Genomic DNA, 25,632 nt, shown 5'->3' with positions numbered 1-25,632 from the left:
ACCGCCCGCAAAGCACGCAATCGTGCATGTTCTCGGTAGAGGTGCGCGCCGCGTCCGGCGTAGAATCGGCGCATGCAAATTCGCTCGGCTTTCGTGACGGCGTCCCTCGCGCTCCTTTCTTTGCTCGCGCTCGGCGCCTGCACCGGCGTCATCGGCGGGACCGACGATGGCGAAGCCCCGGACGAAGGTGAAGGGGGCTCGGCGGGCGTGCACAATGGCCCTGCGAGCAGCGGCGCAGGCAGTGCAGGCGGCGCGGGCGGCGGTGGTGCGGGGGGGACAAGCACGGGTGGCGCGGGGCAAGGCGCCGGGGGTGGAGGCGCCTCGTCCACGGCGAGCTCCGGCGGCGGCGTCGGCTGCGGGGACAAGACGTGCAGCGGCGGCGAGAGCTGCGAGACGTGCCCGATGGATTGCGGCGCGTGTTGTGGCAATGGAGTTTGCAGCGGCGCCGAGACGTGCATGAACTGCGCCTCCGATTGCGGCGCGTGCGCGATGTGCACGGGCGCCGGCGCGGCCACGACGGCGCTCGACGCCGAGGAGAAGGGATTTTTAGCGATCCTGAACGATTACCGCGCGACGAGCGGCCTGCCGCCGCTCGCGGCGTGCACCTCGTTGAACCGCGCCGCGCAGGGCCACAGCGAGGACATGCGCGACCAGAATTATTTCTCGCACACCGGCCAGAACGGCTCGGGCTTCAGCGACCGCGCGTGCGACGCCTGCTACGACCACGCGTGTCCCGTGCAGACCGCGATGGGCGAGAACATCGCCGCGGGCAACAGCACCGCCGACGCGGTCTTCACGCAATGGAAGAACTCGTCCGGACACAACGCAAACATGCTCGGCAGCTCGTACACGGTGATCGGCATCGGCCGCGCGACCGGCGGCGGCGATTACGGCGTGTACTGGACAACGGTCTTCGGCGGAGCGACGGAGGCGAGCTGCAACTGAGCCCTCACGTCACCACGCGCAGCCGCGTCTTCGGCTGGAAGGAAGCGTGGCTGCCGGCCTGCGGGGCGCGCATCTCGGGGTTCTGCGCGCGCGACGCGGTCGCGCTCCAGGCCGCGTAATCGGGCGGGAGCGGCCCCGGGAGCATCGGCTGCACGGTCCGTTCGAGGAGCTGAAACTCGTTGTGCGCTTCGAGCTCGAGCGGCATGCCCCGCAGCGGCCCCGCCTGATCGAGCCACGCCTTCACCTTTTGCACGTTGCGCACGAGCACCCAATGCTGCGGGTCCTTGTGCCAGGCCTCCGTGAAGAGGTCTTGCATGTTCTTCCAGGCCGAGCGCCGGGCCGCGATCACCGCGAGCATGTTCAAGCAGAGCCCGGGCAAGGGGTGCCCGAGCTCGAGCGCCCGCGCCGCGTGCCGCTCGGCCGCGTCCAGGTTGTTTTCCCGGTAATGGGCGCTCGCGCAGTCGAGGTGCGCCGCGTGGTGCTCGCCGAGCCGCGCGAGGATCGCCTCGCATTCCGCCGCGCTCTCCCGAAAATGATCGCGCAGGCCGCTGTTCTCGCGGAACCAGTCGCTCATGAGCTTCGTGTCCTCCTCGGAGGCGTCGAACGGGACCTTGAGCTCCTGGAAATCACCCGTGAAATACACTTCCGGGTCGAGCCACCCGGAGGCCGTCGCCTCGTCGTAATCACGCGTGCCGGGGTAGATGGAGAGGCACGAAAAGATGTACTGGTGGGGCCGCGCGCGGTCGAGGAACGCGAGGGTCTCGCGGAACGTCTCGGCCGTCTCGCCGCGGTTGCCGAGCATCATGAAATAACGGACCTTGATGCCGTATTTCTTCGCAAGCGCGGTCGAATCGAGGATCTTCTGGACCGTGATCTTCTTGTCGACCGCCTTCAAGATCTGCGGCGAGCCGCTCTCCACGCCGAGCGAGAGCCGCTCGCAGCCCGCGAGGCGCATCTCGTAGAGCAGCTCCTCGCCGAGCACGTCGACGCGCGTATCGCAGCTCCACAAGAAACGAAGGTTCCGCTCCCGGATGCCGCGGCACAGGTCGAGGACGCGCTTCCGGTTCGTGGTGAACGTGTCGTCCTTGACGAGGATCATCTTCACGGGCAACCGCGCCACGGTCGTTTCGAGCACGTCGAGCACGTGCGACACCGATTGCCCTCGGAACCCGCGTCCCCAGGTGTTCTCGGCCCCGCAGAACGTGCACGCCCACGGGCAGCCGCGGGACGTCATCAGGATGTGCGTGTCGAAAAACGCGTGCGGCGAGGCGAGCGTGTCGAGATCCTCGATCGACGCGCGGCTCGGCCCCATCTCCACGCGGCCTTCGGATCGATACGCCGCGCCCGCGAGCCCGCGCAAGCTGCGACCCGCCGCGAGGCGATCCACGATCTCCAGGAACGTGATTTCACTCTCGCCGATCGTGGCGACGTCCACCTCGGGCCAGTGTTCGAGGATCTCCTTCGCGAACGGGCTCGCGTGTGGACCCCCGACGATGATGGGCGCCTTCGGGCGGCGCGCGCGGATGGCCTTCGCGACGAGCGCGACGCCGCGGCGGTTCGCGGTCCAGCACGACATCGCGTAGAGATCGGCGTCGAGCGAGGCGAGCACCTCCTCGACCTTCGCCCACGTCATCGCCGAGAGGTTCAGGACCTTGACCTGATGACCGGCGCGAAGGGCCTGCGCCGCGATCGACAACAAGCCATAGGGGATCTGGTAGAAATCCGCGTCGAGATCCCCCTCGCGGTACTCGGCGGGCGGCCCGTCGCCGCGCATGTCATACGGCTCGCCGCGAGCCGGGATCTTCCAGGGCGGGGGATACAGGAGCGCAATACGCATCGGTGCCTCTCGACGCACCGAGTGTAACGGGTCGCGAAGGACCAGCGCCTCAAAAAATCGCGCTCTCCCTCGGCCCGGTCGGCCGGGTAAGCCCGGAAGACGCACGAATCGGACGGGGCCACGCGCCGAACTGCGCACAAAAAAAGACGCGCCACGTGGACCTCGGGGGGGGATAGGTCAACACGCGGCGCGCGAGAGGTGAATAGCAGGGGGGCCCGAGGCGTGCAAGCCAAACGAACGGAGAATCCTCGATTTCATTCCGTCGTCACGCTGGGCGGCAGATCGCATGTCCGGGCAAACCGCGGATCGGAGAACTCCGCCTCGGCCCCGAACGCGCCGAGCAGCATATCCACGCGGACCGACCGAACGACAGGCGCGAGGGGCGCGCAGGGGGCTCGGAGGTGGTGTCCTCGCTTTGGGATACGTCGAAAGATCTGGTAGTATCGGGAACCCATGGAATGCCCTCGTTGCAAGCTCGACCTGACGAACGACCCTTACCGCGGCGCCGGCGAGCGCCATCACCGCCGTGAGCGGCTCGAAACCATCGCGCACGAAGCCGGCGTGGAGCTCGACGGCTGCACGGGGTGCGGCGGCGTTTTCCTCGATCACGGCGAGCTCGCAAAAATCCAGATCGCCGCGGCGAACGGCGAAACGAAGCCGACGCGCACCCCGACGACGGCCCTCCAGCGCGTCTACGCGCACGCCCGGGAGCGCGGCGCGGGGACCGAGGGAGAGGCCGCCGCGCTCGTTTGCCCGTCGTGCGGGGGCGAGATGGCCGCGCGCAACTGGGGCTTCGGCTCCGAGGTGATGGTCGATACGTGCATCGAGTGCCGCGGCGTATGGCTCGATTTCGGCGAGCTCGACGCGCTCGAAGACCTCTTCCGTTAAAACCCGAGGCCGGCGTGCAAGCCGAGCTCGACCCATTCGAGGGGCACGTACACCGAATCGAGCCCTCGATCGGCCGTGCTCTGCACGGCAACGTACCCCGCGTGCACGCCGACCCGGACGATCGCGGCGCTCAAATCGACCGCTGCGCCCAGGTCGTACGTGGGTCCGCGGACGTCCTGCTGCACGATCGCAATCCCGTAATGGGCGAAGATCGAGGGCTGCACCATGCCGCGCAAGGCCAGGCGCCCGCCCACGACCCCGCGCATCGGGGTCTCGACCGCGTTCAGGCGCAGGTAGGATCCTCCGATCTCCGGGGTGATCGCGAAAGGCCCGAGGTTCGCGCGGTATCCGATCCGGCCGCCGATGCCGCTGCCGACGTCGCCGACAGGACCCGCGCCGCTGGTCACCACGCCCACGTTCATGTCGGCGCCCAGCGAAAGGCCAGCTTGGGCCGTGGAAGGAATGAACCCCACCACGCCCAGGCCGGTGATCACGGAAATGAGGAAAAGGTTTCGCCGCATCTTTACCTCCAGGGACGGTCCTCGGCTGACGGAAGCATATCCGACGCCGCCCGAGGAGGCAGGCGGACCGAGCCCTGAAAGCACGTATCGGACTTCGATTCAGGCGGCCTCGGCCTTGGCCCAGTCCTCGACCTCGTAAAGGAAGCGCGTGCCGCCGATGAGCTTGCGGTTGTACGAGGTGCTCTGCACGAAGACCACGTACTTCTCCAGGCTCGCGGGCTTGATGCGCACGGTCGCGCCGGGCGGCAAGCCGAGCATCTCGCGGGCGCGCTCGCCGCTGTAGAGATCGCCCGTCTTGCGGTCCAGCAGCACCACCTCCTTGTGGCCCTGGATCGTCTCGGTCTTCATGAACTCGTAGAAGCCGCGGCCCGCCTTGAAGGTCAGGCCGTTTTCCAGGACGAACTGCTTGATGGGCATGTCACGGTCGACCTCGAGCGCCTGGAACCTGCCGGGCGGCACGGCGCGGAGGTCGGTGTCGCCGTATTCGGCGGACGCCTCGCGCTTCATCATCGCGCCGAACATCTTGTCGAGGCCGCGGTTCATGCGGCCCTGCTTCTTGACCTCGCGCTCGTAATCCTGGAGCTTCTCGTCGGACGATTGCTTGTAGCAGACCGCGAGGATCATGTCGGTCACGTAGGCGAACTGGTCGAGGCCGATGTGGAAACCGCCGCTCTTCCGTGCGAGCTCCGCGTAAAACGGCGTCGCGTGGCGGCGGCCGAGGCATTGCACGCCGTAGACCGGGATGCCGGCCGCGCCGAGCGCGTCGACTTCATTGCGCCAATCGAGCTTCTTCGGGTTCTGGTTCGGCCCGTGCGGCACGTCGTCGCCGATGAGCACGAAGACCTTCGTGTAGTTCTTGGTCCAGGACATCGACCGGGCCTCGTGCAGGACGAGCTCGTAACACTCGGGCGCGTCGCCGCCGCCCGTGGGGCCGACCTTCTCCACGAAACGCACGATCGCGTCGCCGTCGTCGGTCAGATCGAGGGCCTTCGTCACGTACGTCGAGCCGGCGTCGCAATAGTCGCCGTGGGCGATGATGCCGATCCGGATCCCCGGGATCTCCTTCATCAATCGCCGCACCGTCTCGCCGACCTTGCGCCGGACCTGCGTCAAGCAGGGGTACATGCTGCCGGTGGTGTCGAAAGAGAAGACGACCTCGATCCTATTGTCGATCATAACGAAGCCCTCCGTAGGTCGCGACCGCGTCGCGATTGGTTCGTCCAATGTGCGTCCATTCGACGCGATTGTCCATTGACGATTCCTATGGGGCGGACATTGTTCGACCCTACGTTCGAGAATGGCGAACACGGAGGTCAGAGCGGACATTGTTCGTCACGAGATGGGCAAACGACGCAGCGGTGCGGCTTTGCAGGGGTACGGGCTTCCTGCTAGCGTCGGCGCGCCCCGGCCGTTCCGTCCGGCGATAGCTCCTTCCTGGAAAGATCCTTGACGATGCGAACGAATCCCTTATCTCGCGTGCTCGCGATCTCGTTCTCCCTTGGCCTCGCCGCCCTGCTCGGCGTCGGCTGTAGCTGCGACGAGGACGAGTTCGACGGCGCGACCGCGTGCCAGAAGCTCACCGACGCCGCGAACGGCGTGCTGAGCACCTGCGGCAAGCCCGCCGTCGACGAGAATGACGTCTGCTCGACGTCGACGACCAACTGCAGCAGCATTTCCGGCTGCTCCGCCACGGTGGACGTCGATAGCTGCGTCAAGCTCATCCAAGCGAGTTCGTGCGACGACGTGCAGATCCGCGCCTACGCATTCCAGACGATTTGCGCCGACGTGACCAACAACATCAACATCGCCTGCGCCCGGTCGAGCACCGGCGGCAGCAGCGACTGGGACGACGACTGAGCGTCCTCGACGTCGCGCGCGCCTCCCCTCCCCTTGCGGCCCCCGGCTTGCAAGACGTATGAAGACGGCCTCCGCAGGCCCGCTCCCCGCACGATGAACTCCTCCCCCGCGATCGAGGTCCGTGACCTCTCGAAGCGCTTCGGCGACGTCGAGGCCGTCCGCGGCGTGAGCTTCACCGTGCAGGAAGGCGAGATCTTCGGGTTCCTCGGGCCAAACGGCGCCGGCAAGACCACGACCATCAAGATGCTCTGCACGCTGCTCGCGCCGACGAGCGGCGTCCTGCGGCTCGCCGGCTTCGACGTCACGAAGAGCCCCGACGACGTGCGGCGAGCCATCGGCGTGATCTTTCAGGACCCGTCCCTCGACGATCGCCTCACCGCGGACGAGAACCTCCTGCTCCACGCCGTCGTGTACGGCGTGCCCCGCGCCGAGCGCCGCGCGCGCCTCGACGAGGCCCTCGCGTTCGTGGATCTCGCGGATCGAAAAAAGGACCTCGTGCGCACGTTCTCGGGCGGCATGAAGCGGAGGCTCGAGATCGCCCGCGGCCTCGTGCACCGCCCGCGCGTGCTCTTCCTGGACGAACCGACGACCGGGCTCGATCCGCAGACGCGAAAGGCGACCTGGGAGGTGCTGCGCGGCCTGCGCGACCGGAACGGCATGACGTTGTTCCTGACGACCCATTACATGGACGAGGCCGAGCACTGCGATCGAATCGCGGTGATCGATCACGGGCGGATCGTGGCCGAGGACAGCCCCGAGGCGCTGAAGCGCGCCGTGGGCAAGGACGTGGTCTTCGTGCGGACGAACGAGCCCGCGGCGCTCTGCGACGTGCTCGCCGAGCGGTACGGCCTCACGCCAGATCGAACCGAGGAGGGCCTCTGCTTCCGCGTGGAGGACGGCGAGGCGTTCGTGGTGCGGCTCGTCTCCGAGGCGCGCGTCGCGGTCACGGGCATCGCCGTGCGGCGCCCGACGCTCGACGATGTGTTCCTCTCCCTCACGGGCCGACAGATCCGCAACGGCAACGGCGACGCCGGGCGCGACAGGATGCGCGCCATGGCGCGGCGGAGATGAGCATGCGCGCGGAGGTCGTCTACCACCTCGCCCGCCGCGACGTCGTGAAGTTCCTGCGCGACCGGCAGAACCTCGTCGCGACGCTCGTGCGCCCGCTGCTCTGGATCCTCGCCGTCGGCTTCGGCCTCCGCAGGGCGTTCGACCTGGGCGCGACCGGCGTCGACTTCGTCTCCTTCCTCGTGCCCGGCGTGGCCACGATGGCCGTGCTCTTCTCCAGCATGTTCTCCGCGATCTCGATCGTGTGGGACCGCGAGTTCGGCTTCCTGAAGGAGCTGCTCGTCGCGCCCGTCCCGCGCGCCACGCTGGTCCTCGCGAAGATGATCTCCGCCAGCGTGACGTCCCTCCTCGAGGTCTCGGTCGTGCTGCTCGTCGCGCCGCTCCTCGGCGCGCGGATCGACCCGCTCGGCGCGCTCTTCGCGATCCCCCTGCTCGTCGCCTTCGGCATGGCCGTGAGCGCGCTCGGGATCACCGTGGCCTCGCGCATGAAGACGTTCGAGGGCTTCGGCGGGATCGTGAACTTCCTCATCCAGCCGGTCTTCTTCTTCTCGGGCGCGCTGTATCCGCTCGACGGCCTGCCGCCCGCGCTCGCGGTCGTGGTGCGGCTGAACCCGATGTCGTACGCGGTCGACGCGACGCGGGGCCTCTGCGTCGGCGTGCACCATTTCCCGATCCTGCTCGACGCGGGCGTCGTGCTCGGGACGCTCGCCCTGATGGGCGCGCTCGCGGTACGCTCGTTCTCCCGGATGCAGGCCTGACGCGCCGCGCCCGCCGCGCGTGACCGCCGCAAATTCTTGACGCCCGCGCCCGCGAATTCCATACGTCGAGGGGCGTCGTTCGAACAAAATGCGAATGCTTCCCCGCCGCCCTGCCCTCCCCGCCTTGCTCCTCGCCGTGACCCTCGCGCTCTCCGCAGCGGGCTGCGGACGCGCCTACAAGCGCGCGATGGAGCGCGGTGACGCCTTCGCCCGCGCCGGCGACTGGGACGCCGCAGCCGCAGAGTACGAGCGCGCGACGCGCATCGATCCGGACGAGGAGCTGGCGCAGCAAAAGCTCGCGAGCGCGCGCCGCAAGCAGTCGGAGGGGCGTACGGTCGAAAGCCGGGAGGCGCTCGGGCGCGGCGAGTTCGAAAAGGCCCTGTTCCTCGCCCGCGACGCCGTCGCGTTTGATCCGGTGAACCAAGAGGCGCGCCGCACCTACGTCGAGACGCGCGCCGCCGTCTTCAAGCGCGCCGAGGAGCTGCTCGCGAGCGACCACGACGACGCGGCCCTCTCCCTCGCGCGCGCGGCGCGGCAGTGCGATCCGAACGATCAAGCCGCCGCCACCCTCGAAGGCCGCATCCTCGATCGGATGGCGACACGCGCCTACGACCGCGCCGTCAAGTACGCCGCCGAGGGCAAACGCGGCAACGCCCTGCTCGCGTTTCGCGACGTCGAGGCCGCCCGCCCGGGTTTCCGCGACACGAAGCAACGCGCAGACGAGATCCGTCGCTCGCTCGAAGACGAGCTCCGGTTTTTCCTCGTGATCGAGAAGCCCGCGGACACGAAGGCGAGCGGCGTCTCCGCCCTCGTCGAGTCCGAACTGCTCCGGTGGAGGGGCGACTCGCGCGCGCGGCTCGTCGCGGCGACCAGCCAGGAGCCGCCGCCGAACGCGGCTGGCGTGCGGATCCAGGCCGCGTTCGACACGATCGCCCGGGACCACGACGTCGCCACGCAGGGCCGCACCTGCGAGTACGTGTGCGGGACCGATCGCCTCCCGAACCCCGCCTACGACGCCGCCTCGCGCGAGGTCGACGAGGCCGAGCGACGCGCGCGCGCCGCCGAAGGGTCCGCCCGCCGCACGAAGAAGACCGCCGAGGACGCGCGCCGCAACCTCACGACGGCGACGAGCTTCCACGACCGCGCCAAGGCCGACGAGAAGCGCCTGCAGCGCGAGCTCGATCAATGCCGCGCGACGCACAAGCTGCCCTCCGAGTGCAAAGCGGAGGACGATCGCCACGACGACGCGCGCCGCGCGCGGGCCGAGGCCGAGACGCGCGAGGACGAGGCGCGGCGCGAGGCCGAGCGCAAAGAGAAGGAGCACGCGGACGCCCAGCAAACGGTCTCGAACGAGCGCGACGCCTGGGAGCGCGCCGTCGCCGAGCTCCGGCGGACGCCCACGACGATCCTCGTCGATCGCATCTGCGCGCACAACTACGGCGTCGAGCTGCACACGTGGAGCGCCGCGACGTCCCTCGCGCTCCGCGCCCACGTCCTCGGTGAGACCAGCGCCGTGACCTTGCCGCCGGATCCGATCTCGATGCGCGCGACGGACGAGACCTTCCGCGCCGAGTCCGGGCGATGCAAGGAAGTCGCGGCGGGGGATCCCTTGCGTCCTCCCTCCGATGGCGACATCGAGGCGGCGCTCGCCACGCGCGCGGTCGAGAAGATCCGCGGGCAGGTGTTCGTCTGGTACGCGGGGTACGTCCAGAGCTACGCGGACGACCACGCGCGGGAGAAAGCGGCGGGGAGGCTCGAGGAGGCGAACGAGGCCCGGGTCCGCCACCTGCTCACGGGCACGGGTCTGCCCCCGGTCGGCCGCTGACGAGCGCGCTACGCGCCGCGAGCACCCGCGCGGAGGCCTCTTCCGCCGTCTCCGCCATCGCCACGAGGTGCCCCATCTTCCGCCCCGGCCGCGCCTCGGTTTTTCCGTACAGATGAATCTTCACGTCCGGGAACGCCGCGGCCCGATCCCATTGCGGCTCGCCGTGCTCCCACAGATCGCCGAGCAGGTTCGCCATCGCCGCGGGCCGAAGCAAGGTGGGTTCGCCGAGGGGCAAACCGCAGACCGCGCGCAATTGTTGCTCGAACTGGCTCGTCACGCAGGCGTCGAACGTGTAATGCCCCGAGTTGTGGGGCCGCGGGGCGAGCTCGTTCACCACGATGTCGCCGTTTGGCAGGTAAAACATCTCCACGCCGAGCACGCCCACGAGGTCGATCGCCTTCGCGATGTCCGAGGCGACTTCCGTTGCGCGCGCGCGCGCCGCCGCGGGGACACCTGCGGGCGCGAGCGAGACGTCCAGGATGTGCCGCGCGTGCCGGTTCTCGGCGACCTCGAACGGGACGATGTCGCCCGCGTGCGAGCGCGCGACGACCACGGAGAGCTCACACGCGAACGGGACGAACGCTTCCAGCACGCCGAGCTTTCCGCCGAGCGCCTCGAACGCGCGGCCTGCGCTCTCGGGCGCGTCGATCCGGACCTGGCCTTTGCCGTCGTAGCCGAACTCCGCCGTCTTCAAAATGGCCGGCGTGCCGAGGCGAACGAGCGCGGCGCGGAGCTCGTCCTCGGTCCGGATCTCGGCGAAGCCCGCCACCGGAAAGCCACCTTTCGCGAGGAAACGCTTTTCGCGCAGCCTGTGGCGGCACGTGTCGAGCACGGCGGGCGAAGGGTGAACGGGCCTGATCTCCGCGACGGCGGCGAGCGTCTCGGAGGGGACGTTTTCGAACTCGAACGTCACGACGTCGACCGCCTCGGCGAAGCGCCGCGCCGCGTCCACGTCCTCGTACGGCGCGACGACCTCGACGTCCGCGACCTGCCCCGCGGGTCCGTCCTGCGAGGGGTCGAGCGCGTGCACGCGGTAGCCCATGCGCCGCGCCGCGATCGCGAACATGCGGCCGAGCTGTCCGCCGCCCAGGATGCCCACCGTGCGTCCGGGGAGAATGGGGCCGCGGGATGTCACGTCGTCAAACCTCGCTTTCGAGCGCGGCCCGGGTCTGCTCCGCGCGGAATGCTTGGATGCGCTCACGCAGCGGGGCGTCGTGGAGCGCGAGGATGGAAGCGGCGAGGAGCGCGGCGTTCTTCGCGCCCGCATCGCCGATCGCCAGGGTCCCCACGGGGATGCCGCCCGGCATCTGCACGATGGAAAGCAGCGAGTCGAGCCCATGCAGGGCGTGCGACAGGATCGGCACCCCGAGCACGGGCAGGACCGTCTTCGCGGCCACCATCCCGGGCAGGTGCGCGGCGCCGCCTGCGCCGGCGATGATCACCTGGAGCCCGCGCGCCTCGGCCTCTTCTGCGTAGCGGAACAGGAGGTCCGGCGTGCGGTGCGCGCTGACCACGCGCATCTCGAACGGCACCTCCAGGCGCTCGAGCATCTCGGCCGCCTTTCGCAGGGTCGGCGCGTCGCTCGTGCTGCCCATGATGATCCCCACGCGGGGGGCGCGCTGCGTCATGGCGGGTGTTCTAGTCGGTTTCGGGGCGCACGTCATCGAACTCGGACGTCGAGCCCGGCTGCCCGGGAAAAACGAGCGGACGGACCCACAGGCCCGCGTGCCTTCCCCCAGGGGTCCCCGAGCCCAGCGCGAGCTCGGGGACCACGGCGCGTCGGGGTTGCGCGAGGGAACGCGCGGTTCGCTCAGTCGAACCAGCCGTCGCCGCAGGGCCCGATATCGTTGAAGGCGAACTCGCGGCCTGCGATGGCGAGCCTCACGCGGCTGAAATCGAGGCCGCCCCCGTAAACGCCGCCGCCGCAGAAATCGTCGAAGTAGCCGTCGAGATCGATCGCGCCCTGCCAGAGGTTTCCGCCGGCGAGCGGGTAGGCGTAGTAGCCGCCGATCGCGACGTCGCTGAAGAGCCCGTCATTGCCGTACCACCCGCCGCCGATGCCGCCGATGCCACCGATGCCACCGACGCCACCGACGCCGCCGATGCCGCCGAGGCCGCCGAGGCCGCCGCAGGTCGCGCCGCCCGTGAGGAACGCGTTGATCTCGACCTGATTCGCCACGAAGCCCGCGGCCTCGAAGCGGCAGAAAATCTGGTCGCCGTCGAAGCAGACGTTGACGTCGTTGAACGCGAAGTTGCCGCCATAACCGTAACCACCGTAGCCGCCGTAGCCGTAGCCGCCGTAGCCGTAGCCGCCGAGGCCGCCGAGGCCGCCGAGGCCGCCGAGGCCGCCGAAGCCGCCGAGGCCGCCGCCGTAATAGCCGCCCAACGGGCCACGGGGCCCGCCGTAGCCGCCGTATCCGTACCCGCCACGGTATCCAACCCCGCCGCGGGCTCCGTATCCGCCATAGTATCCGGCTCCAAACCTGTCATCGAGGCCCCAGCCCCCCGCGATCGCCTGGTCGGAAGCAGCGAGGAGCATGGCAGAAGCGAACGCAGCGGAAAGGACGCGGAGCGACTTCTTCATGAAAACCCCCTTTTCGGTTCTCTGCCTCCTCTCGCGCCCAACATCGACGCGAGAAGGGCCGGCGCTTCATTACATCAAGCAGCGGCTCGCCGGCGTGCCGCGCGCCCCGGAGCATTGCAAGGTCGCGGCCGCGGGGGCGGCGCGCCATGGTCGTTCGGGAGCGTGCGATATGGGCTCGCACGCCGGCTACGACGCGCGGCCGCGAACGTATTTCGGTCCGCGGACGTACGCGGGCCGTGCAATGAGAAACCATACCGCCCGCGGTGCGCCGCGCGCCCGAATCGAGGACGGAGCCGCGCGCCCCGCGCGCACACGAAAGCGTCGGCCAGGACGCCGCGGCACCGCCTGGGTGCGTCGGGAACGTCCCCTCAGCCGAATCGCTCGAGCGCCTCTCCCACGGTGGAGAAGCGCGGCGCGCGGAGCAGGCCTCCTTCGAGGGGCTCGGCGTGCACCGGATCGACGAGGTGCGTGTCCGTCGGCTGGCTTCCGAGATCGGCGCAAAGCACGTCGAGCAGGACGCCGTCGGTCTCGGCAACGTGCCAATGCACATTGTCGCGCGCGTCGGAGATGCTCGTCGCCTCGCCCGGGCCGAGGATCCGATCGATCGTGGGCCGGAGGACGATACCGCCGGGCTCGTCGCGCACGCGATCGTAATGGCGGACGCGGAACCGGCCCCGGAGCACGTAATGCATCGAGACCATGTTGTCGTGCGCGTGCGGCGGGTTCGCCCGTCCGGCGCGCAGGACGAAGAGCTTGGTTACGATCCGCGGGCCCTCGTCTTCGGGGAGCGGGGGGGAAAACGGTACGACCGCGGCGCCCCGGATCGCCGCGGGCGCACGCGCGACGAGCGACTCGACGTCGATGGCCCGGGCGATTTCTTCGGGGGAGGCGCCGCGGAAAGCGTGCTCCACGAGATCTTGCCACGTCGCGGGCGAAACGCGCCCGGCGGCGAGGGCCTGGGAGGCCTCCCGAGCGGCCTGGAAGACGTTCTCCGCGCTGCGGCGCCCGGCCGCCGACCCCGAGAGGAACGTGTATCGCGCCAGGGCGGCGAGGGCCGTCGCGAGGCAAGCGCCCATAACGACGCGACGCCCGACATGGCGCTCGGCGCGCGGAGCCCCCGCGGCCGTGGGCCGGCTCCCGAGCACGAACGTCCGAGGCTCGCTGGGCATCTCGCGCGCATTACGAAATGCCGGGTCGAAAGTCAAGAAAACAGCGCGATCCAGGCGCCGCGTTTCGTGTCCATGCCCCGAGATCCCCCATGATCACGCAGCATTCCGAGAATTATCCAGCCCGGAGAAACCCCCGCGTGCGTCACGCACGGAACCGATGTCCCGTAACATCGTGGGTCTGCTGACGGTGAATCCGCCCACGTTCCACGCGCGAAGGCATTGCCTGGTCTGCAAAACCGTGGCAAGAGCGTCCCCACGTGGCAAAAGGGCCCTTCATTTTTAACGATTATCGTGGCCTCGTGCAGCTCAAGCTGGAGACGGCCGAGGACCTCGAGCTGATCCACGCGCTCCCGCCGGCCCGCTGGTCCGCGACGAGCGTCCCGATCGACCAGCTCCTCTGCGACGAGGCGCTGCTGCGGTACATCGACGTCGACAAGAACCGACGCATTCGCGTGCAAGAGCTGCTCGCCGCGCACGATTGGCTGCGGGCGCGCCTGCGGAACATGAACCGCATCACCGAGCGGACCGATACGGTCCACCTCGACGACCTCGACCCCTCACAGCCCGAAGGCGCGCGCCTCCGCGCCCTCGCGAAAAAACGCATCAAGGCGAGCGGGCAGGCCACGCGCGCCGGCGCGACGCTCTCCCTCGCCGAGATTCGCGCCTTCCGCGACGGCTATGCGCGAAAATCGCCGAACGGGGACGGGATCGTGGCGCCCTCCCAAATCAAGGATCCGGCCCTCGCGCGCCTCGCGACATTGATCGTCGAGGCCACGGGCGGCGTGATGGATCTCTCGGGCGACCTCGGCGTGGACGCGACGAAGCTCGATGCGTTCCTCGCGCTCGGCCACGCGGAGCTCGCGTGGGAGGCGGCGGGCGCGCTGCGCGGGAACGCGGAGGCGAGCCTCGTGCTGCCCTTCGGCGCCGGGACGGGGGCCGCGTTCGAGGTCGTGGACACGCTCGCGGGCAAGCTCGATCAATTCTTCGCGCAATGTGATCTGCTCGGACAAGGCCCGGTCGCGGAGGACAGGCTCGCCGTCAAACCGGAGCGGCTCGCGGAGCTCGACGTGAACGATGCCGCGGCGATCCGGGGGTACCTACGCGAAGCCCCGCTCGCGCCGCCGAACCGCTCGGGCGTGCTCGACCTCGAATCCAGCGTGAATCCGCTCTTCGCGGACGAGGTGCGGCGGCTCTCGGTCGACGTCTTGCCGCGCGCGCTCGGCGAGCCGGGCCCCGTGCGCAAGCTCGATCGCCCAAGCTGGGAGCGGGTCCGCGCGCTCTTCGAGCCGTACCGCGCGTGGCAATCGAAGCGGCCCGCACCTTTGCCGAGCGGGCTCGTGGGCGACGAGCTCCGCGCCTTGCTCGAAGGTCCCTTGCCGGAGGCGCTGCGCGCGCTGGTGACCGAGGACGAAAAGGCCTCGGCCGAGCTCGTGGGGCTCTTTGACCTGGAGAAGCTCGCGCTCCTGCAGCGGTGGATCCTGGATCTCGCGAACAACATGGTCAGCTTCCCCGCGCTCTTTTCCGTCGGGGAGCGGTGCTTGTTCGAGGTCGGCACGCTCGTGCTCGATGGGCGCGAGATCAACCTCTGCGTCCGCGTCCCCGACAAGGCCGAGCACCTGCCGATCGCGGAGACGAGCAACATCTTCGTCGCGTACGTCAATCTGGATCGCAAAGAGGGCGACCTGACGACGAAGATGCACATCGCCGCGGGCGTGACGTCGGGCTCGCGGCGCGGCATCTCCGTGGGCAAGCGCGGCGTGTTTTACGATCGCGAAGGCAAGGAATGGGACGCGAGGGTCACGGAGGTGATCGTCAAACCCATTTCCATCCAGGAGGCGGCGTTCGCGCCTTTCGTGAAGCTCGGCGACTTCATCAGCGACAAGGTGGCGAAGCTCTTCGGCAGCAAGCTCGAAGCCATGGAGAAGAGCGTCTCCCAGCAGGTCGACGCGCAGATCACGGCCGGCCCGCCGACGGCCCCGCCGCCCCCGCCGCCTCCGCCGCCCCCGCCGCCCCCGCCGCCGAGCACGCCCGCCGCGACGCCCGTCGTGGCTCCGGGGTTGCAAAGCTCGATCGTGGGCGGCGGCATCGCATTCGCGGCCGTCGGCTCCGCCGCGGCGTTCGCGCTCCAGACGCTCTCGAATACGAACCCGCTGAAGGCCTTGCTCGCGGTGGCGGGCGTCGCGCTCGGCGTGATGACGGTCTCGGGGTTCCTCGGCTGGCTCAAGCTTCGCAAGCGCGACGTCTCGGCGCTGCTCGAAGCGTCGGGCTGGGCGTTCAACGTCCGCATCTACCTCCGGCGGAACCTGAGCCTCCGCTTCACGCGCGTGCCGCCGCTGCCGCGGGGGAGCGTACGCGAGCGCAGCGTCCTGCCCGTCTTCGTCTCCGGCGAAGACGAGGTGCCCGTGGGCCGCATCGTCATCGTGCTCGCCGTCATCGCGCTCGGCGGGGCCCTCACGTGGCATTACCGCGAAGTGATCGTGGCATCGTTCCGCCATTTGTTCCGCGTTTGATCCGAAACGCCCCCTCCCACGTAAACAGGAACGCCCTCGCGAAGGCGCCATGACCCGCTCCTTCTCGGGGGCTTGACAGGGGTCCGCATTCGCGATTTTCTGGCCATCCTGGCGCACGTGCGCCGGCATTTTCTTAACGAGGGGAACGACGACATGAAGGCACTTGCGAAGTACGCTGGCATTGCGCTGTCCGTGGGCATCGTGGGCTGCGGCGGCAGCGACGGCGGTGAGGGGGACGCGATCGATTCCTCGCTGCTCGCGCAATACCGCGCGGCCATCCCCAGCGAGGCGCAGATCATGGCTTCCTCGCCAGAGGCCTCGAGCGGGGCGAAGATCGGCGATCCGGCGCTCTATCCGTCCGGCTCGGCGGAGATCGTGCTCGGGATCAATGGCTCGATCGAGTACATCCTCACGGGGCTGGAGCTCATCGTGAGCATCGAGCCCACGGTCTACAACAGCGACACGAAGGAGTTCTTCTGGGGCCCGTACAAGAACGAAAACGGGTTCGGGACGATCGCCGCGTACATCAAGGACGCGGGCGAGGGGCAGGACTTCCGCTACCATTACGCGATCCTCCGCGGCAAGGACAACGACGTCGCGGGCCTCGTGCCGATCCTCTGGGGCGGCGCGAACCCGGATCCCGACACGAAGGATCACGGCTCCGGCATCACGCTCATCGATTTCGAGGCGAATGCTGCATTCGAGCAGGCGAACAACCCGAACGGCGCGAACATGCCGATGGACCGCGGCCGCTTCGTGGCCGTCTATGGCAAGGACGCGACGGACAAGGGCGATCTGACGCTCGTCTTCGCGGCCCTGCGCGGCTTCGTGTCCAAGGACGAACCCGGCGCGATGCCCGCGGATCTCGATTACCTCTACGGCCGCGTCGACGACGGCGCGAACAAGATCGATTTCGTCGACTGGAAGAGCGCGTTCGACGTGCACGAGGATCCCGCGATGGCGAAGCCCGAGGACGTCGGCGTGCGCCTCGCGTTCGTGAACGAAGGCCAGGGCCGCGCCGAGGCGCGGGCCGCCGGCGGGGATCTCGCATCGGGCCAGGTGGCGGACGCGATCGAGTGCTGGGACGACGCGCTCGCGCAGAGCTATCTGTCGTTCAAGACCTCGACGAACGGCACGGAGGACAGCGCGGCCTCCGAGGGTGACCTCGCGAGCTGCGGCCTGTTCCAGGCGTCGTTGTCCGAGCTCGGCGTGCCCGCGCTCGCGGACGTGCCCGCGGACTTCAAGGCGGCGCTCGACGATCTCGCGAAGAACGGCGCGCCGAAGGAGTGAGCTGATCCTGCGGGAAACCCAGAAATGAACAAAGGGGGCGCGGCGCGTGCCGGGCCCCCTTGTTCGCTCAGCTCTTCGCGGCGGCGATCACGGTCGAGGCGTGCTCCTTCGGGTCCACCTCGAGCCAGACGTGCTTGATCTTCCCGTCTTTGCCAATCAGGAACGATTGCCGCGCGGCGAACGAGAGGCGCAGCGGCACACGAAACGCCTTCGACACGGCGGCGTCCGTATCCACGACGAGCGGGAACGGCAGCTTGTATTTGTCGATGAACGCCTTGTGGCTCTCGGCGTCCTGTGTCGAGACGCCATACACCTCGAGCCCGGCGGCCTGGATGTCGGCCCAGCCGTCGCGCAGGCCTTGCGCCTCGATGGTGCACCCCGGCGTATCGTCCTTGGGATAGAAATACACGAGGACCTGCTTGCCCTTCAGGCTCGACAGCTTGACCTCTTTGCCGTCGTTGAGCTTCAGCGTGATGTCGGGCGCGGCATCCCCCACTTCGAGCGGCTTCGATTCATCGACCGCGTGGGGGTTCGCGCCTGCGGCGGCCGGATCGGCCTTCGTGGAGGCGGGTTTGTCATCCTTGCACGCCGCGAGGCCGAGCGCGGCGATCACGAGCAGCGGGAGGAGGCGGGGCGATCCGTTCATGGCCGGCAGGATGGCGTAGGAGCGCCGGCGCCGCAAGGCCTGCGGTCCGGCCCTCGGATCAAGGCTTCTTCTTCGGCTTCGGCCTCGGGGCCGGCAGCGTGGTGAGCGGGCGTGTCGTCGGCATGTAACCGCCAAACTGCTTGTCGAAGCGCCACAGAATCTCGATCGCCCGCGGCGTCTCCTCGTCCGCATACTCGCGAGGCACGCCTCGCATCCCGAACCAATCGAATTTTTCCGAATGAATCTCGTAGACCTTCTCCCAGCGGCCGACCCCCGTCTCCCCGTTGAACGGATACGAAACGGAGCCGTCCTCGCCCACGGCGAGGACCGACCATCCTGCCTGGGTGCCCGCCGTGTCGAGCGTGTCCGTCTGCGAATAACTGAAGACGTGGATCTGCTTGTTTCGTTCAACGATGCCCATCGGCTCCTCCCCGATGTCCCCGATGTCGACGAGATCCACGAATTCGCCCCCCTTGAAGACGGCGATGGAGGGCACCACGGCGTTCGAATATCCGATCTCGACCTCGCCGAACTTTCGTTCGGGCACGTAAAGAGGGTGCTCCGACGTCACGACGGAGGAGGTGTCCTTGCCTGGGTGGCGGGCCGTTTCGAGAAGGTCGGGGGCCGCGGGGGAATACGAGAGGCCAAACGGTCGACGCTCGGCGAGGTTCTGCCGATAGACGGCGGCGCGGAGATCGACGTGTGGCTCGAATGCGACGGGCTCGGGCGCGGCGACGCGGATTCGATCGTCGCCGGAGGCCTTCGGGGGCGTGGGGGTCGATGCCGCAATGGCGCGGACGAGAACGTCGGGGATCGGCGCGGCCGACGCGCGGGGATACGCCGCGACGGGGATCCGGGCCTCGATGGTCATTCCGCGCGCCGTGAATGCCATGGACGCGACGGAGCCCGGGACCGGGACGAGCGCGCCGCCCTCGTTCACCTGGAAAAGGCCCCTCTTGTCGAGCCGGAACATCCGCTCGAATCGCGCCTCGTGCGCCTCCACGCCGCCGGAGGGAGCGGGCGCCGACGGCGGAAACCCAAAGGCGAGCCAGATCCCGTCTTTCGAGAGCTCGGCGAGGTCCGCCGCGACGAACGCGCCGTCCTTCGTGAGCGCAAAGGCCAGATGCGAGGGCGCGTCACGCGGATTCGGATCGGCCGAAGGTGGTCTCCCCGCGGGCGGCGGCGGCAGCAGCGAACCCCACTCGGCGACGTTGCCGTCGATCACGAGGTTCGCGGGGAGTTTGTCCGGCGCCGCCACGCGGACGAGCGGCGAGGGCGCGCGGGCCGCGGGCTTGGGCACCTCCGCGGCCGCGGGCTCCCGCGGCGACAGCGCGGGGTTTCCGCGGGTCTGCTCGGTCGGAGCCGACGCGCATGAGGCCAACTGCGCGGCAAGCGGGAAGGCGAGCGCGGCGAAGCGAGTCATGCCCTCCAGCGTGTACCATACCCCTTGACGCCTTCGCCATCGTGGTCTCCCCTCCGCGCAGGAACCGGAGGATCGACGTTGAAGATCACGTGCATCGGCGGCGGACCCAGCGGCCTCTACCTCGCCATCCTGGCCAAGAAGCGCGATCCCTCGCGCGAGGTGGTGGTGCTCGAGCGCAACCGGCCGGACGACACGTTCGGCTTCGGCGTGGTGTTCTCCGACGCGACGCTCGACAACCTGGAGGGCGTCGATCGGCCCGTGTACGACGCGATCCGGCAGAGCCTCTCGCACTGGGACGACATCCACACGTTCGTCCGCGGCGAGCGGCTCGTCTCGACCGGGCACGGCTTCAGCGGCCTCTCCCGCCATCGCCTGCTCGCCATCCTGCAGGCCCGCGCCGAGGAGCTCGGCGTCGTCCTCAGCTTCGAGCACGAGGCCACGGACTTCGACGCGATCCGGCGCACGAGTGATCTCGTGATCGCGGCGGACGGCGTGAACAGCGCGGTGCGGAGCCGCTACCAGCCGCACTTCGGCACGCGCGTCGACGGCCGGCCGAACCGCTTCGTCTGGCTCGGCACGACGTTCCCGTTCGACGCGTTCACATTTTACTTCGACGCGAACGAGCACGGCCTCTTCCGGGTGCACGCCTATCGCTACGAGGCCGAACGATCCACGTTCATCGTGGAGTGCCGCGAGGAGACGTGGCGCCGCGCCGGGCTCGATCAGGCGACCGAGGACGAGACGCTCGCGTATTGCGAGAAGCTCTTCGCGCCGCGGCTCGCCGGACACCGGCTGCTCAAGAACAAGAGCGTGTGGCGCAGCTTTCCCACCGTGCACAACGAGCGGTTTTCCTGGGAAAACGTGGTGCTCGTGGGGGACGCCGTGCATACGGCGCATTTCTCCATCGGTTCGGGGACGAAGCTCGCGCTGGAGGACGCGATCAGCCTGGCGGACGCGCTCGACGGGCACGCGCGCCTGTCCGACGCGCTCGCCGCGTACGAGGCGGATCGGCGTCCAAAGGTGGAGACGCTCCAGCGCGCGGCGCAGGTGAGCCTGGAGTGGTTCGAGAACACCGAGCGATACATGGATCTCGACCCGATGCAGTTCAACTTCAGCATGCTGACGCGCAGCCTGCGCGTGACGCACGAAAACCTGAAGGTGCGGGATCCGGCGCTCGTGCGCGCGGTCGATACGTGGGTCGCGAAGGAAGCGGAGGCGCAATCGGGCGTGCGGATCGAGAGCAAGGAGCCGCCGCCGCCGATGTTCACGCCGTACCGACTCGGCAAGCTCCTCCTCGACAACCGCGTGGTGGTCTCGCCGATGTGCCAGTATTCGGCGGAGGACGGCGCGCCGAACGATTGGCACCTCGTGCACCTCGGCAGCCGCGCGGTCGGCGGCGCGGGCCTCGTGATCGCCGAAATGACGGACGTGAGCCCCGAAGGCCGCATCACGCCCGGCTGCACGGGCCTCTACCGCGCGAGCCACGTGCCCGCGTGGCGGCGCGTGACCGAATTCGTGCATCAATGCTCCACGGCGAAGATCGGCGTACAGATCGCCCACGCGGGCCGAAAAGGCGCGACGAAGCGAATGTGGGAGGGCATGGATCAGCCGCTCGAATCGGGCGGCTGGCCGCTCCTCGCCGCGTCCGCGATCCCCTACCTGCCGCAGAGCCCCGTGCCGCGCGCGATGGATCGCGAGGACATGGACCGCGTGAAGGCCGATTTCGTGACAGCGACGAAGATGGCCGACGAGGCGGGGTTCGACCTCGTCGAGGTGCACATGGCCCACGGGTATTTGCTCGCGAGCTTCTTGTCGCCGATCACGAACCGGAGGACCGACGCCTACGGCGGCTCGATCGAAAACCGCATGCGCTTCCCGCTCGAAATCTTCGACGCGGTGCGGGCGGCGTGGCCCAAAGACAAACCGACGAGCGTGCGTATCTCGGCGACGGACTGGGCGCCCTGCGGAATCACGCCGGAGGACGTGATCCGGCTCGCCGCGGCGCTGCGGGAGCACGGGGTCGACATCGTGGATGTATCGGCGGGCCAAACGGATCCGTCGTCGAGGCCGGTGTACGGTCGTCTCTTTCAGACGCCCTTCAGCGAGCTCGTGCGGCTCGAAGCGAAGGTCCCGACGATGACCGTGGGCAACATCCAGAGTTATGCCGACGTGAACAGCATCATCGCCGCGGGACGAGCGGATCTTTGCGTGCTGGCGCGGGCGCACCTGTTCGACCCTTACTGGACGCGGCACGCGGCGGCGGAGCAGGGATACGTGATGCCGTGGCCGAACCAGTACGTCTCGGTGCAGCGTTACGTGCCTCGAATGAAGTAGGCCTCATCCCCGACGGCGCGCGACCGCGAAATAACTCGGGAGCGCCTCGATTTCGTCAGGTGTTCGCAACGGAAGCGTGTACATGACCGTGGGGCCGCTCTCCAGGATCTCCCATGCGGCGCCGGGAAAGTATTCGCGCACCTCGGCGTCGCCGAAGCGGGAGGGCGGCCTCACGCCGGCGGCGACGACCTTGCGCACCGGCTCGGGCAGGTACGTCGGGGTCGCGCCCTGGAGCACCATGTGATCGAGCGGATCGCCGTCGATGCTGCTCTCCGACAAATAAAGCACGCCCCGCGGGCCGAGCGCGCCGCGCATGTTCTCGACCGCGACGGCGCGGCGCTGCGGATCGAGGACGTGGAGGACGCCGCGCATGAAGACGTTGGCCTCGCCGAGCTCGTCCGTGATCCATCGGAGCGCGTAGGGCATGCTGACGTCGGCGACGTGGAACGAGAGGTTCGTGATTCCGACGGACTCCGCATGCGCCTTCTCGATGGCGTGGCTCGAAACGTCGAGCCCGACAACCTTGGAAAACCGGGCGGCAAGGAGCCGCGTGAAACGGCCATTGCCACAGCCGATGTCGATCACGGGGAGATCGGGGATGAAATGGCTGGAGACGCGTCTCGTGACCTCCTCGATTTCGCGGGCGTCCTCCGTGTCCCAAAGAACCTCCCCGTGATGGCCCGTTCGGCGGATGCCGCTCCAGAAGCGGTCCCACGCCTTCGCCGGATCACGCGGCGCGCGGACGGCGTACGAGAGGAGCTGCGGAAGAAGAAAATATTTTGGGAAGGCCATGGCAGAGCGACGATAAAGCCTGCGGGAAGGGGCGACAAGATGTCCCTTCGGAGCGATCCCTTTCTCATTCCCGCGCGCCCGGGTGCGCCACAGCCCGCCCGCCTCTATTCGTCACGCGCGCTGCGAAACCGCTGGACCACGTAATCCACGAAGGCCCGCACCTTCGTCGGCATGTGCCTGTGGTACGGGTGCACCACGAAGACGTTCGTCTCGCCAAGCGCGTGCTCCGGCAGGACGCGCCGCAACCGGCCTTCTTCGATGTCCGTCGCGACGAACGATCGCGGCAGCCGCGCGACGCCGATCCCGTCGAGCGTCGCCTGGCGGAGCACGGCGATGTTATCGGTGATGAGGCTGCCCGAGACGGCGACGAGGTGCGTGCGGCGGCCGCATCGAAACGACCATTCGCGCCGGACCGGCGAGAGGCGCAGGCAATTGTGGTGCACGAGATCCTGCGGAGAGTCCGGCGTCCCGCGGCGCGCGAGGTAGTCGGGCGACGCGCAGAGGTTCATGCGCACCGCGCCGATGCGGCGCGCGACGAGCGCCGAATCTTCGAGCGTATCGGCGACACGAAGGGCCACGTCGAAGCCCTCCGCGACGATGTCGATGCGGTGCTCCGACAAGGAGAGCTCGACCACGAGCCGCGGATATCGCTCGTGGAGCTCGCGCAGGATGCTCGGGAATTGCAGGATTCCAATGCCCACCGGTACGGTGACGCGCACGAGGCCCTCGGGCTCCGCCGAGGCGCTCTCCAGGACGCCCTGCGCCTCGTCCGCCGCCGAGACGATCCGCGCGCACGTCTCGTAAAGACGCGTGCCTTCCTCCGTCAGCGAGAGGCGGCGTGTGGTACGATGCAGGAGCCGCACGCCGAGCCGCTCCTCCAGCCCCGAGATCCGCGCGCTCACGACCGATTTGGACAGGCCGAGGAGCGCCGCCGCGCCCGTGAAGGAGCGCGCCTCCACGACGCGCGCGAAGACCGCCATGGAGACCACATCGTCGAGCGCTGCCGTCATCGATTGTTCGCCTGGGCGAACAGTGTTACCCGGTCCGCCCCCCTAATCAAGCGGCCGTTCGGGGCGCATGGTACGCCCTCGAAACCACCCCGAAGGGACGATCCGACCATGCGCACGATTCGATTTGCCGTTCTCGCCGCCGCCGTTCCCGCCCTGCTCTCGCTCGCAGCTTGCGAGGATCCGGCCAAGGACAAGCCCAAGGCGACGGTCGCGCCGGCCTCGTCGGCGCAGGCCGAGACCAAGCCCGCCGCCGCGGCGACCACCGAGACGCTCGACGTCGACGCCACGGCCTCGACGGTCGGGTTCATCGGCTCGAAGGTCACCGGCAAGCACGAGGGCAAGTTCGAGAAGATCGCCGGCAAGATCACGCTCGCGGACGGCAAGGCCGAGGGCGGCCGGATTTCGTTCGAGGTCGAGACGGCGTCGGTCAAGACCGACGCGGCCGACCTCGACAAGCACCTGAAGAACGCCGATTTCTTCGACGTCGAGAAGTTCCCCAAGGCGACGTTCGCGTCGACGGCGATCAAGGCCGGCGGCACGAACGGCGCGACGCACACGGTCACGGGGGATCTCGACCTCCACGGCGTGAAGAAGTCGATCACGTTCCCCGTGACGATCACGATCGCGGCGGATGCCGCTACGGGCACCGCGGAGTTCTCGATCAACCGGAAGGATTTCAACATCACGATCGCGGGCAAGCCCGACGACCTCATCCGCGACGACGTGCTCTTGAAGCTCACGCTCAAGGCGCCGCGCAAGAAGTAACACGCTCAGGGGACCACGAAGACCGCCCCGATCATCCCGGCATTCGCGTGGGCGGGCGAGACGTACGGGAATGTGCCCGCCTTGCCCATCGTGAACGTCTTCGAGGTCCCAGCGTTCGTCGCGGGGACGAAGGGCCCGGCGGCGGCGGGAATCACGGCGCCATTCTCCACGTGCCCACCTTCGAGCGGGTAAAGGGAGAAATCTCCCGAAAAGGTCACGTTCGTCCCGACCTTCACCTTGATGCACGCCGGGGAGAACGCGAGCCCGGGCCCGGGAAACGTGATTGCCACGGAAGGGACGGTCGTCTTCTCGACGGCCGTCATCACATCACAACCGTTGATCGAGGCGACGCACTTGCCGGCATGACACATGCCACTGGCGCACTCCGTGTCTTTCACGCAGGGCGCGCCTACGTCACAGGGGGGGCAGGGCGGCGCTCCGCAGGTGATACACATGACGATGGGGCACGTGCCATTGTAGCAAACGCTGATGCCCGGGCAGAGCGCAGGAGGATTGTCGTCGACGACGTTGTTGCAATCGTTGTCGAGTGCGTCGCACGCCTCGGGTGACGGCTGGACGAGCTGCGCGCAGGCGAGCTGTCCATTGACACATTTCGTCGCCCCCTTCGCGCATACGCCGAACTGCCCCGGGACCACGCAGGGCTGCCATGCCCCGGGATCTCCGTCGTCCACCGCGCCGTCGCAGTCGTTGTCCAGGCCGTCGCATTGCTCCGCCGATGGAAACATGACTTGCGCGCAGACGAGCTGGCTGTTGACACATGTCGACGCCCCCTGCGCGCATACGCCGAGCTGCCCCGGGACCACGCAGGGCTGTCCTCCCTCCAAAGCTCCGTTGTCCACCACGCCGTCGCAGTCGTTGTCCAGGCCGTCGCATACCTCCGGCGACGGCACGACTTCGCCCATGCATGGGTAGGACGCGTCCATGCATTGTATCCCAGCCTTGCAGATTCCAACGCCGAGCGTCCCCGGAGGCCCCTCGTAGCACTCTTGGCATGGGTCGCCGCCTGCACCGCCCTGACCGCCGCCTGCACCGCCCTGACCGCCGCCTGCGCCGCCCTGACCGCCGCCTGCGCCGCCCTGACCGCCGCCTGCACCGCCCTGACCGCCGCCTGCGCCGCCCTGACCGCTGCCTGCACCGCCCTGACCGCCGCCTGCACCGCCCTGACCGCTGCCTGCGCCGCCCTGACCGCCGCCTGCACCGCCCTGACCGCTGCCTGCACCGCCCTGACCGCCGCCTGCGCCGCCCTGACCGCCGCCTGCGCCGCCCTGACCGCCGCCTGCGCCGCCCTGACCGCCGCCTGCGCCGCCCTGACCGCCGCCTGCACCGCCCTGACCGCTGCCTGCACCGCCCTGACCGCCGCCTGCGCCGCCCTGACCGCTGCCTGCGCCG

The 25,632-nt window shown here is 68.8% G+C and carries 22 protein-coding genes; 10 read left to right on the top strand and 12 right to left on the bottom strand.

The window, feature by feature from the left end; translation table 11 throughout:
- Positions 1-72: 72 nt before the first annotated feature.
- A complete protein-coding gene (locus QHF89_RS09535) occupies positions 73-945 on the top strand; it encodes a CAP domain-containing protein (protein ID WP_170229123.1) in 873 nt (290 codons plus the stop codon).
- Between the two features lie 4 nt (positions 946-949).
- Here QHF89_RS09535 and QHF89_RS09530 read toward each other — a convergent pair whose 3' ends face one another.
- Entirely contained in the window at positions 950-2,782 is a 1,833-nt protein-coding gene (locus tag QHF89_RS09530; RefSeq protein ID WP_136965714.1) for a B12-binding domain-containing radical SAM protein, read from the bottom strand.
- 453 nt (positions 2,783-3,235) lie between these two features.
- Between QHF89_RS09530 and QHF89_RS09525 the strand changes: the two genes are divergently transcribed.
- The gene (locus QHF89_RS09525) at positions 3,236-3,670 is read left to right on the top strand and encodes a TFIIB-type zinc ribbon-containing protein (RefSeq protein ID WP_136965715.1); all 435 of its coding nucleotides are present in this window, start codon (positions 3,236-3,238) and stop codon (positions 3,668-3,670) included.
- Here the strand turns inward: QHF89_RS09525 and QHF89_RS09520 are convergent.
- Both QHF89_RS09520 and QHF89_RS09515 read right to left on the bottom strand, forming a co-directional pair.
- The gene (locus QHF89_RS09520; RefSeq protein ID WP_136965716.1) at positions 3,667-4,191 is read right to left on the bottom strand and encodes a hypothetical protein; all 525 of its coding nucleotides are present in this window, start codon (positions 4,189-4,191) and stop codon (positions 3,667-3,669) included. The two genes, QHF89_RS09525 and QHF89_RS09520, sit on opposite strands and share 4 nt — an antisense overlap.
- Before the next feature lie 99 nt (positions 4,192-4,290).
- Entirely contained in the window at positions 4,291-5,367 is a 1,077-nt protein-coding gene (locus QHF89_RS09515; RefSeq protein ID WP_136965717.1) for a vWA domain-containing protein, read from the bottom strand.
- Positions 5,368-5,643: 276 nt separating this feature from the next.
- Here QHF89_RS09515 and QHF89_RS09510 point away from each other — a divergent pair, with 276 nt between their 5' ends.
- The 4 genes from QHF89_RS09510 (at position 5,644) to QHF89_RS09495 (ending at position 9,699) form a co-directional block, all read left to right on the top strand.
- The gene (locus QHF89_RS09510) at positions 5,644-6,048 is read left to right on the top strand and encodes a hypothetical protein (protein ID WP_136965718.1); all 405 of its coding nucleotides are present in this window, start codon (positions 5,644-5,646) and stop codon (positions 6,046-6,048) included.
- A 93-nt stretch (positions 6,049-6,141) separates the two neighbouring features.
- On the top strand, positions 6,142-7,119 hold the full coding sequence (locus tag QHF89_RS09505; protein WP_136965719.1) for an ATP-binding cassette domain-containing protein: 978 nt from the start codon (positions 6,142-6,144) through the stop codon (positions 7,117-7,119).
- A complete protein-coding gene (locus tag QHF89_RS09500; protein WP_136965720.1) occupies positions 7,116-7,874 on the top strand; it encodes an ABC transporter permease in 759 nt (252 codons plus the stop codon). The genes QHF89_RS09505 and QHF89_RS09500 overlap by 4 nt, the downstream gene beginning before the upstream one ends.
- Positions 7,875-7,968: 94 nt before the next feature.
- Positions 7,969-9,699, top strand: coding sequence for a hypothetical protein (locus QHF89_RS09495; protein WP_136965721.1), 1,731 nt, complete (start codon positions 7,969-7,971; stop codon positions 9,697-9,699).
- Here the strand turns inward: QHF89_RS09495 and QHF89_RS09490 are convergent.
- From QHF89_RS09490 to QHF89_RS09475, 4 genes are all read right to left on the bottom strand, one after another.
- Positions 9,665-10,834 (bottom strand): 5-(carboxyamino)imidazole ribonucleotide synthase, encoded by a 1,170-nt coding sequence (locus tag QHF89_RS09490; RefSeq protein ID WP_284720292.1) that lies wholly within the window; start codon positions 10,832-10,834, stop codon positions 9,665-9,667. The genes QHF89_RS09495 and QHF89_RS09490 overlap by 35 nt on opposite strands.
- A 4-nt stretch (positions 10,835-10,838) precedes the next feature.
- Entirely contained in the window at positions 10,839-11,327 is a 489-nt protein-coding gene (gene purE / locus QHF89_RS09485; RefSeq protein ID WP_136929568.1) for a 5-(carboxyamino)imidazole ribonucleotide mutase, read from the bottom strand.
- Positions 11,328-11,509: 182 nt separating this feature from the next.
- The gene (locus QHF89_RS09480; RefSeq protein WP_284720291.1) at positions 11,510-12,283 is read right to left on the bottom strand and encodes a hypothetical protein; all 774 of its coding nucleotides are present in this window, start codon (positions 12,281-12,283) and stop codon (positions 11,510-11,512) included.
- A 368-nt stretch (positions 12,284-12,651) separates the two neighbouring features.
- On the bottom strand, positions 12,652-13,452 hold the full coding sequence (locus tag QHF89_RS09475; RefSeq protein ID WP_136965723.1) for a cupin domain-containing protein: 801 nt from the start codon (positions 13,450-13,452) through the stop codon (positions 12,652-12,654).
- Between the two features lie 299 nt (positions 13,453-13,751).
- On the opposite strand from QHF89_RS09475, the gene QHF89_RS09470 reads away from it, so the two are divergent.
- Both QHF89_RS09470 and QHF89_RS09465 read left to right on the top strand, forming a co-directional pair.
- Positions 13,752-15,962 carry a hypothetical protein gene (locus QHF89_RS09470; RefSeq protein ID WP_284720290.1) on the top strand — a complete coding sequence of 737 codons (2,211 nt, stop codon included), beginning with the start codon at positions 13,752-13,754 and terminating at the stop codon, positions 15,960-15,962.
- Between the two features lie 153 nt (positions 15,963-16,115).
- Positions 16,116-17,252, top strand: a complete 1,137-nt coding sequence (locus QHF89_RS09465; RefSeq protein WP_284720289.1) for a hypothetical protein — start codon at positions 16,116-16,118, stop codon at positions 17,250-17,252.
- A 67-nt stretch (positions 17,253-17,319) separates the two neighbouring features.
- Here the strand turns inward: QHF89_RS09465 and QHF89_RS09460 are convergent, their stop codons facing one another.
- Complete coding sequence (locus tag QHF89_RS09460; RefSeq protein WP_136965725.1) at positions 17,320-17,898, bottom strand: peroxiredoxin; 579 nt, start codon at positions 17,896-17,898, stop codon at positions 17,320-17,322.
- Positions 17,899-17,956: 58 nt separating this feature from the next.
- Entirely contained in the window at positions 17,957-19,321 is a 1,365-nt protein-coding gene (locus tag QHF89_RS09455) for a hypothetical protein (protein WP_136965726.1), read from the bottom strand.
- 78 nt (positions 19,322-19,399) lie between these two features.
- Between QHF89_RS09455 and QHF89_RS09450 the strand changes: the two genes are divergently transcribed.
- The gene (locus QHF89_RS09450; protein ID WP_284720288.1) at positions 19,400-21,655 is read left to right on the top strand and encodes a bifunctional salicylyl-CoA 5-hydroxylase/oxidoreductase; all 2,256 of its coding nucleotides are present in this window, start codon (positions 19,400-19,402) and stop codon (positions 21,653-21,655) included.
- A 3-nt stretch (positions 21,656-21,658) separates the two neighbouring features.
- Here the strand turns inward: QHF89_RS09450 and QHF89_RS09445 are convergent, their stop codons facing one another.
- The gene (locus QHF89_RS09445) at positions 21,659-22,447 is read right to left on the bottom strand and encodes a class I SAM-dependent methyltransferase (protein WP_136965727.1); all 789 of its coding nucleotides are present in this window, start codon (positions 22,445-22,447) and stop codon (positions 21,659-21,661) included.
- A gap of 104 nt (positions 22,448-22,551) precedes the next feature.
- Complete coding sequence (locus tag QHF89_RS09440; RefSeq protein ID WP_136965728.1) at positions 22,552-23,457, bottom strand: LysR family transcriptional regulator; 906 nt, start codon at positions 23,455-23,457, stop codon at positions 22,552-22,554.
- 108 nt (positions 23,458-23,565) lie between these two features.
- On the opposite strand from QHF89_RS09440, the gene QHF89_RS09435 reads away from it, so the two are divergent.
- A complete protein-coding gene (locus tag QHF89_RS09435) occupies positions 23,566-24,222 on the top strand; it encodes a YceI family protein (protein ID WP_136965729.1) in 657 nt (218 codons plus the stop codon).
- A 5-nt stretch (positions 24,223-24,227) separates the two neighbouring features.
- On the opposite strand, the gene QHF89_RS09430 is transcribed toward QHF89_RS09435, so the two are convergent.
- The coding region (locus tag QHF89_RS09430; RefSeq protein WP_284720287.1) for a MopE-related protein at positions 24,228-25,632 on the bottom strand (1,405 nt) is incomplete at its 5' end.

The organism is Polyangium sorediatum, from assembly GCF_029946465.1.
Classification (GTDB): Bacteria; Myxococcota_A; Polyangia; order Polyangiales; family Polyangiaceae; genus Polyangium; species Polyangium fumosum.
Note: the sequence above shows the minus strand (reverse complement) of the source record. Positions and strands in the feature narration are given on the sequence as shown.

Coding starts and splice junctions, on each gene's coding strand:
- QHF89_RS09535 (WP_170229123.1), top strand. CDS start 73: ATGCAAATTCGCTCGGCTTTCGTGACGGCGTCCCTCGCGCTCCTTTCT.
- QHF89_RS09530 (WP_136965714.1), bottom strand. CDS start 2,782: ATGCGTATTGCGCTCCTGTATCCCCCGCCCTGGAAGATCCCGGCTCGC.
- QHF89_RS09525 (WP_136965715.1), top strand. CDS start 3,236: ATGGAATGCCCTCGTTGCAAGCTCGACCTGACGAACGACCCTTACCGC.
- QHF89_RS09520 (WP_136965716.1), bottom strand. CDS start 4,191: ATGCGGCGAAACCTTTTCCTCATTTCCGTGATCACCGGCCTGGGCGTG.
- QHF89_RS09515 (WP_136965717.1), bottom strand. CDS start 5,367: ATGATCGACAATAGGATCGAGGTCGTCTTCTCTTTCGACACCACCGGC.
- QHF89_RS09510 (WP_136965718.1), top strand. CDS start 5,644: ATGCGAACGAATCCCTTATCTCGCGTGCTCGCGATCTCGTTCTCCCTT.
- QHF89_RS09505 (WP_136965719.1), top strand. CDS start 6,142: ATGAACTCCTCCCCCGCGATCGAGGTCCGTGACCTCTCGAAGCGCTTC.
- QHF89_RS09500 (WP_136965720.1), top strand. CDS start 7,116: ATGAGCATGCGCGCGGAGGTCGTCTACCACCTCGCCCGCCGCGACGTC.
- QHF89_RS09495 (WP_136965721.1), top strand. CDS start 7,969: ATGCTTCCCCGCCGCCCTGCCCTCCCCGCCTTGCTCCTCGCCGTGACC.
- purE (WP_136929568.1), bottom strand. CDS start 11,327: ATGACGCAGCGCGCCCCCCGCGTGGGGATCATCATGGGCAGCACGAGC.
- QHF89_RS09480 (WP_284720291.1), bottom strand. CDS start 12,283: ATGAAGAAGTCGCTCCGCGTCCTTTCCGCTGCGTTCGCTTCTGCCATG.
- QHF89_RS09475 (WP_136965723.1), bottom strand. CDS start 13,452: ATGCCCAGCGAGCCTCGGACGTTCGTGCTCGGGAGCCGGCCCACGGCC.
- QHF89_RS09465 (WP_284720289.1), top strand. CDS start 16,116: ATGAAGGCACTTGCGAAGTACGCTGGCATTGCGCTGTCCGTGGGCATC.
- QHF89_RS09460 (WP_136965725.1), bottom strand. CDS start 17,898: ATGAACGGATCGCCCCGCCTCCTCCCGCTGCTCGTGATCGCCGCGCTC.
- QHF89_RS09455 (WP_136965726.1), bottom strand. CDS start 19,321: ATGACTCGCTTCGCCGCGCTCGCCTTCCCGCTTGCCGCGCAGTTGGCC.
- QHF89_RS09445 (WP_136965727.1), bottom strand. CDS start 22,447: ATGGCCTTCCCAAAATATTTTCTTCTTCCGCAGCTCCTCTCGTACGCC.
- QHF89_RS09440 (WP_136965728.1), bottom strand. CDS start 23,457: ATGACGGCAGCGCTCGACGATGTGGTCTCCATGGCGGTCTTCGCGCGC.
- QHF89_RS09435 (WP_136965729.1), top strand. CDS start 23,566: ATGCGCACGATTCGATTTGCCGTTCTCGCCGCCGCCGTTCCCGCCCTG.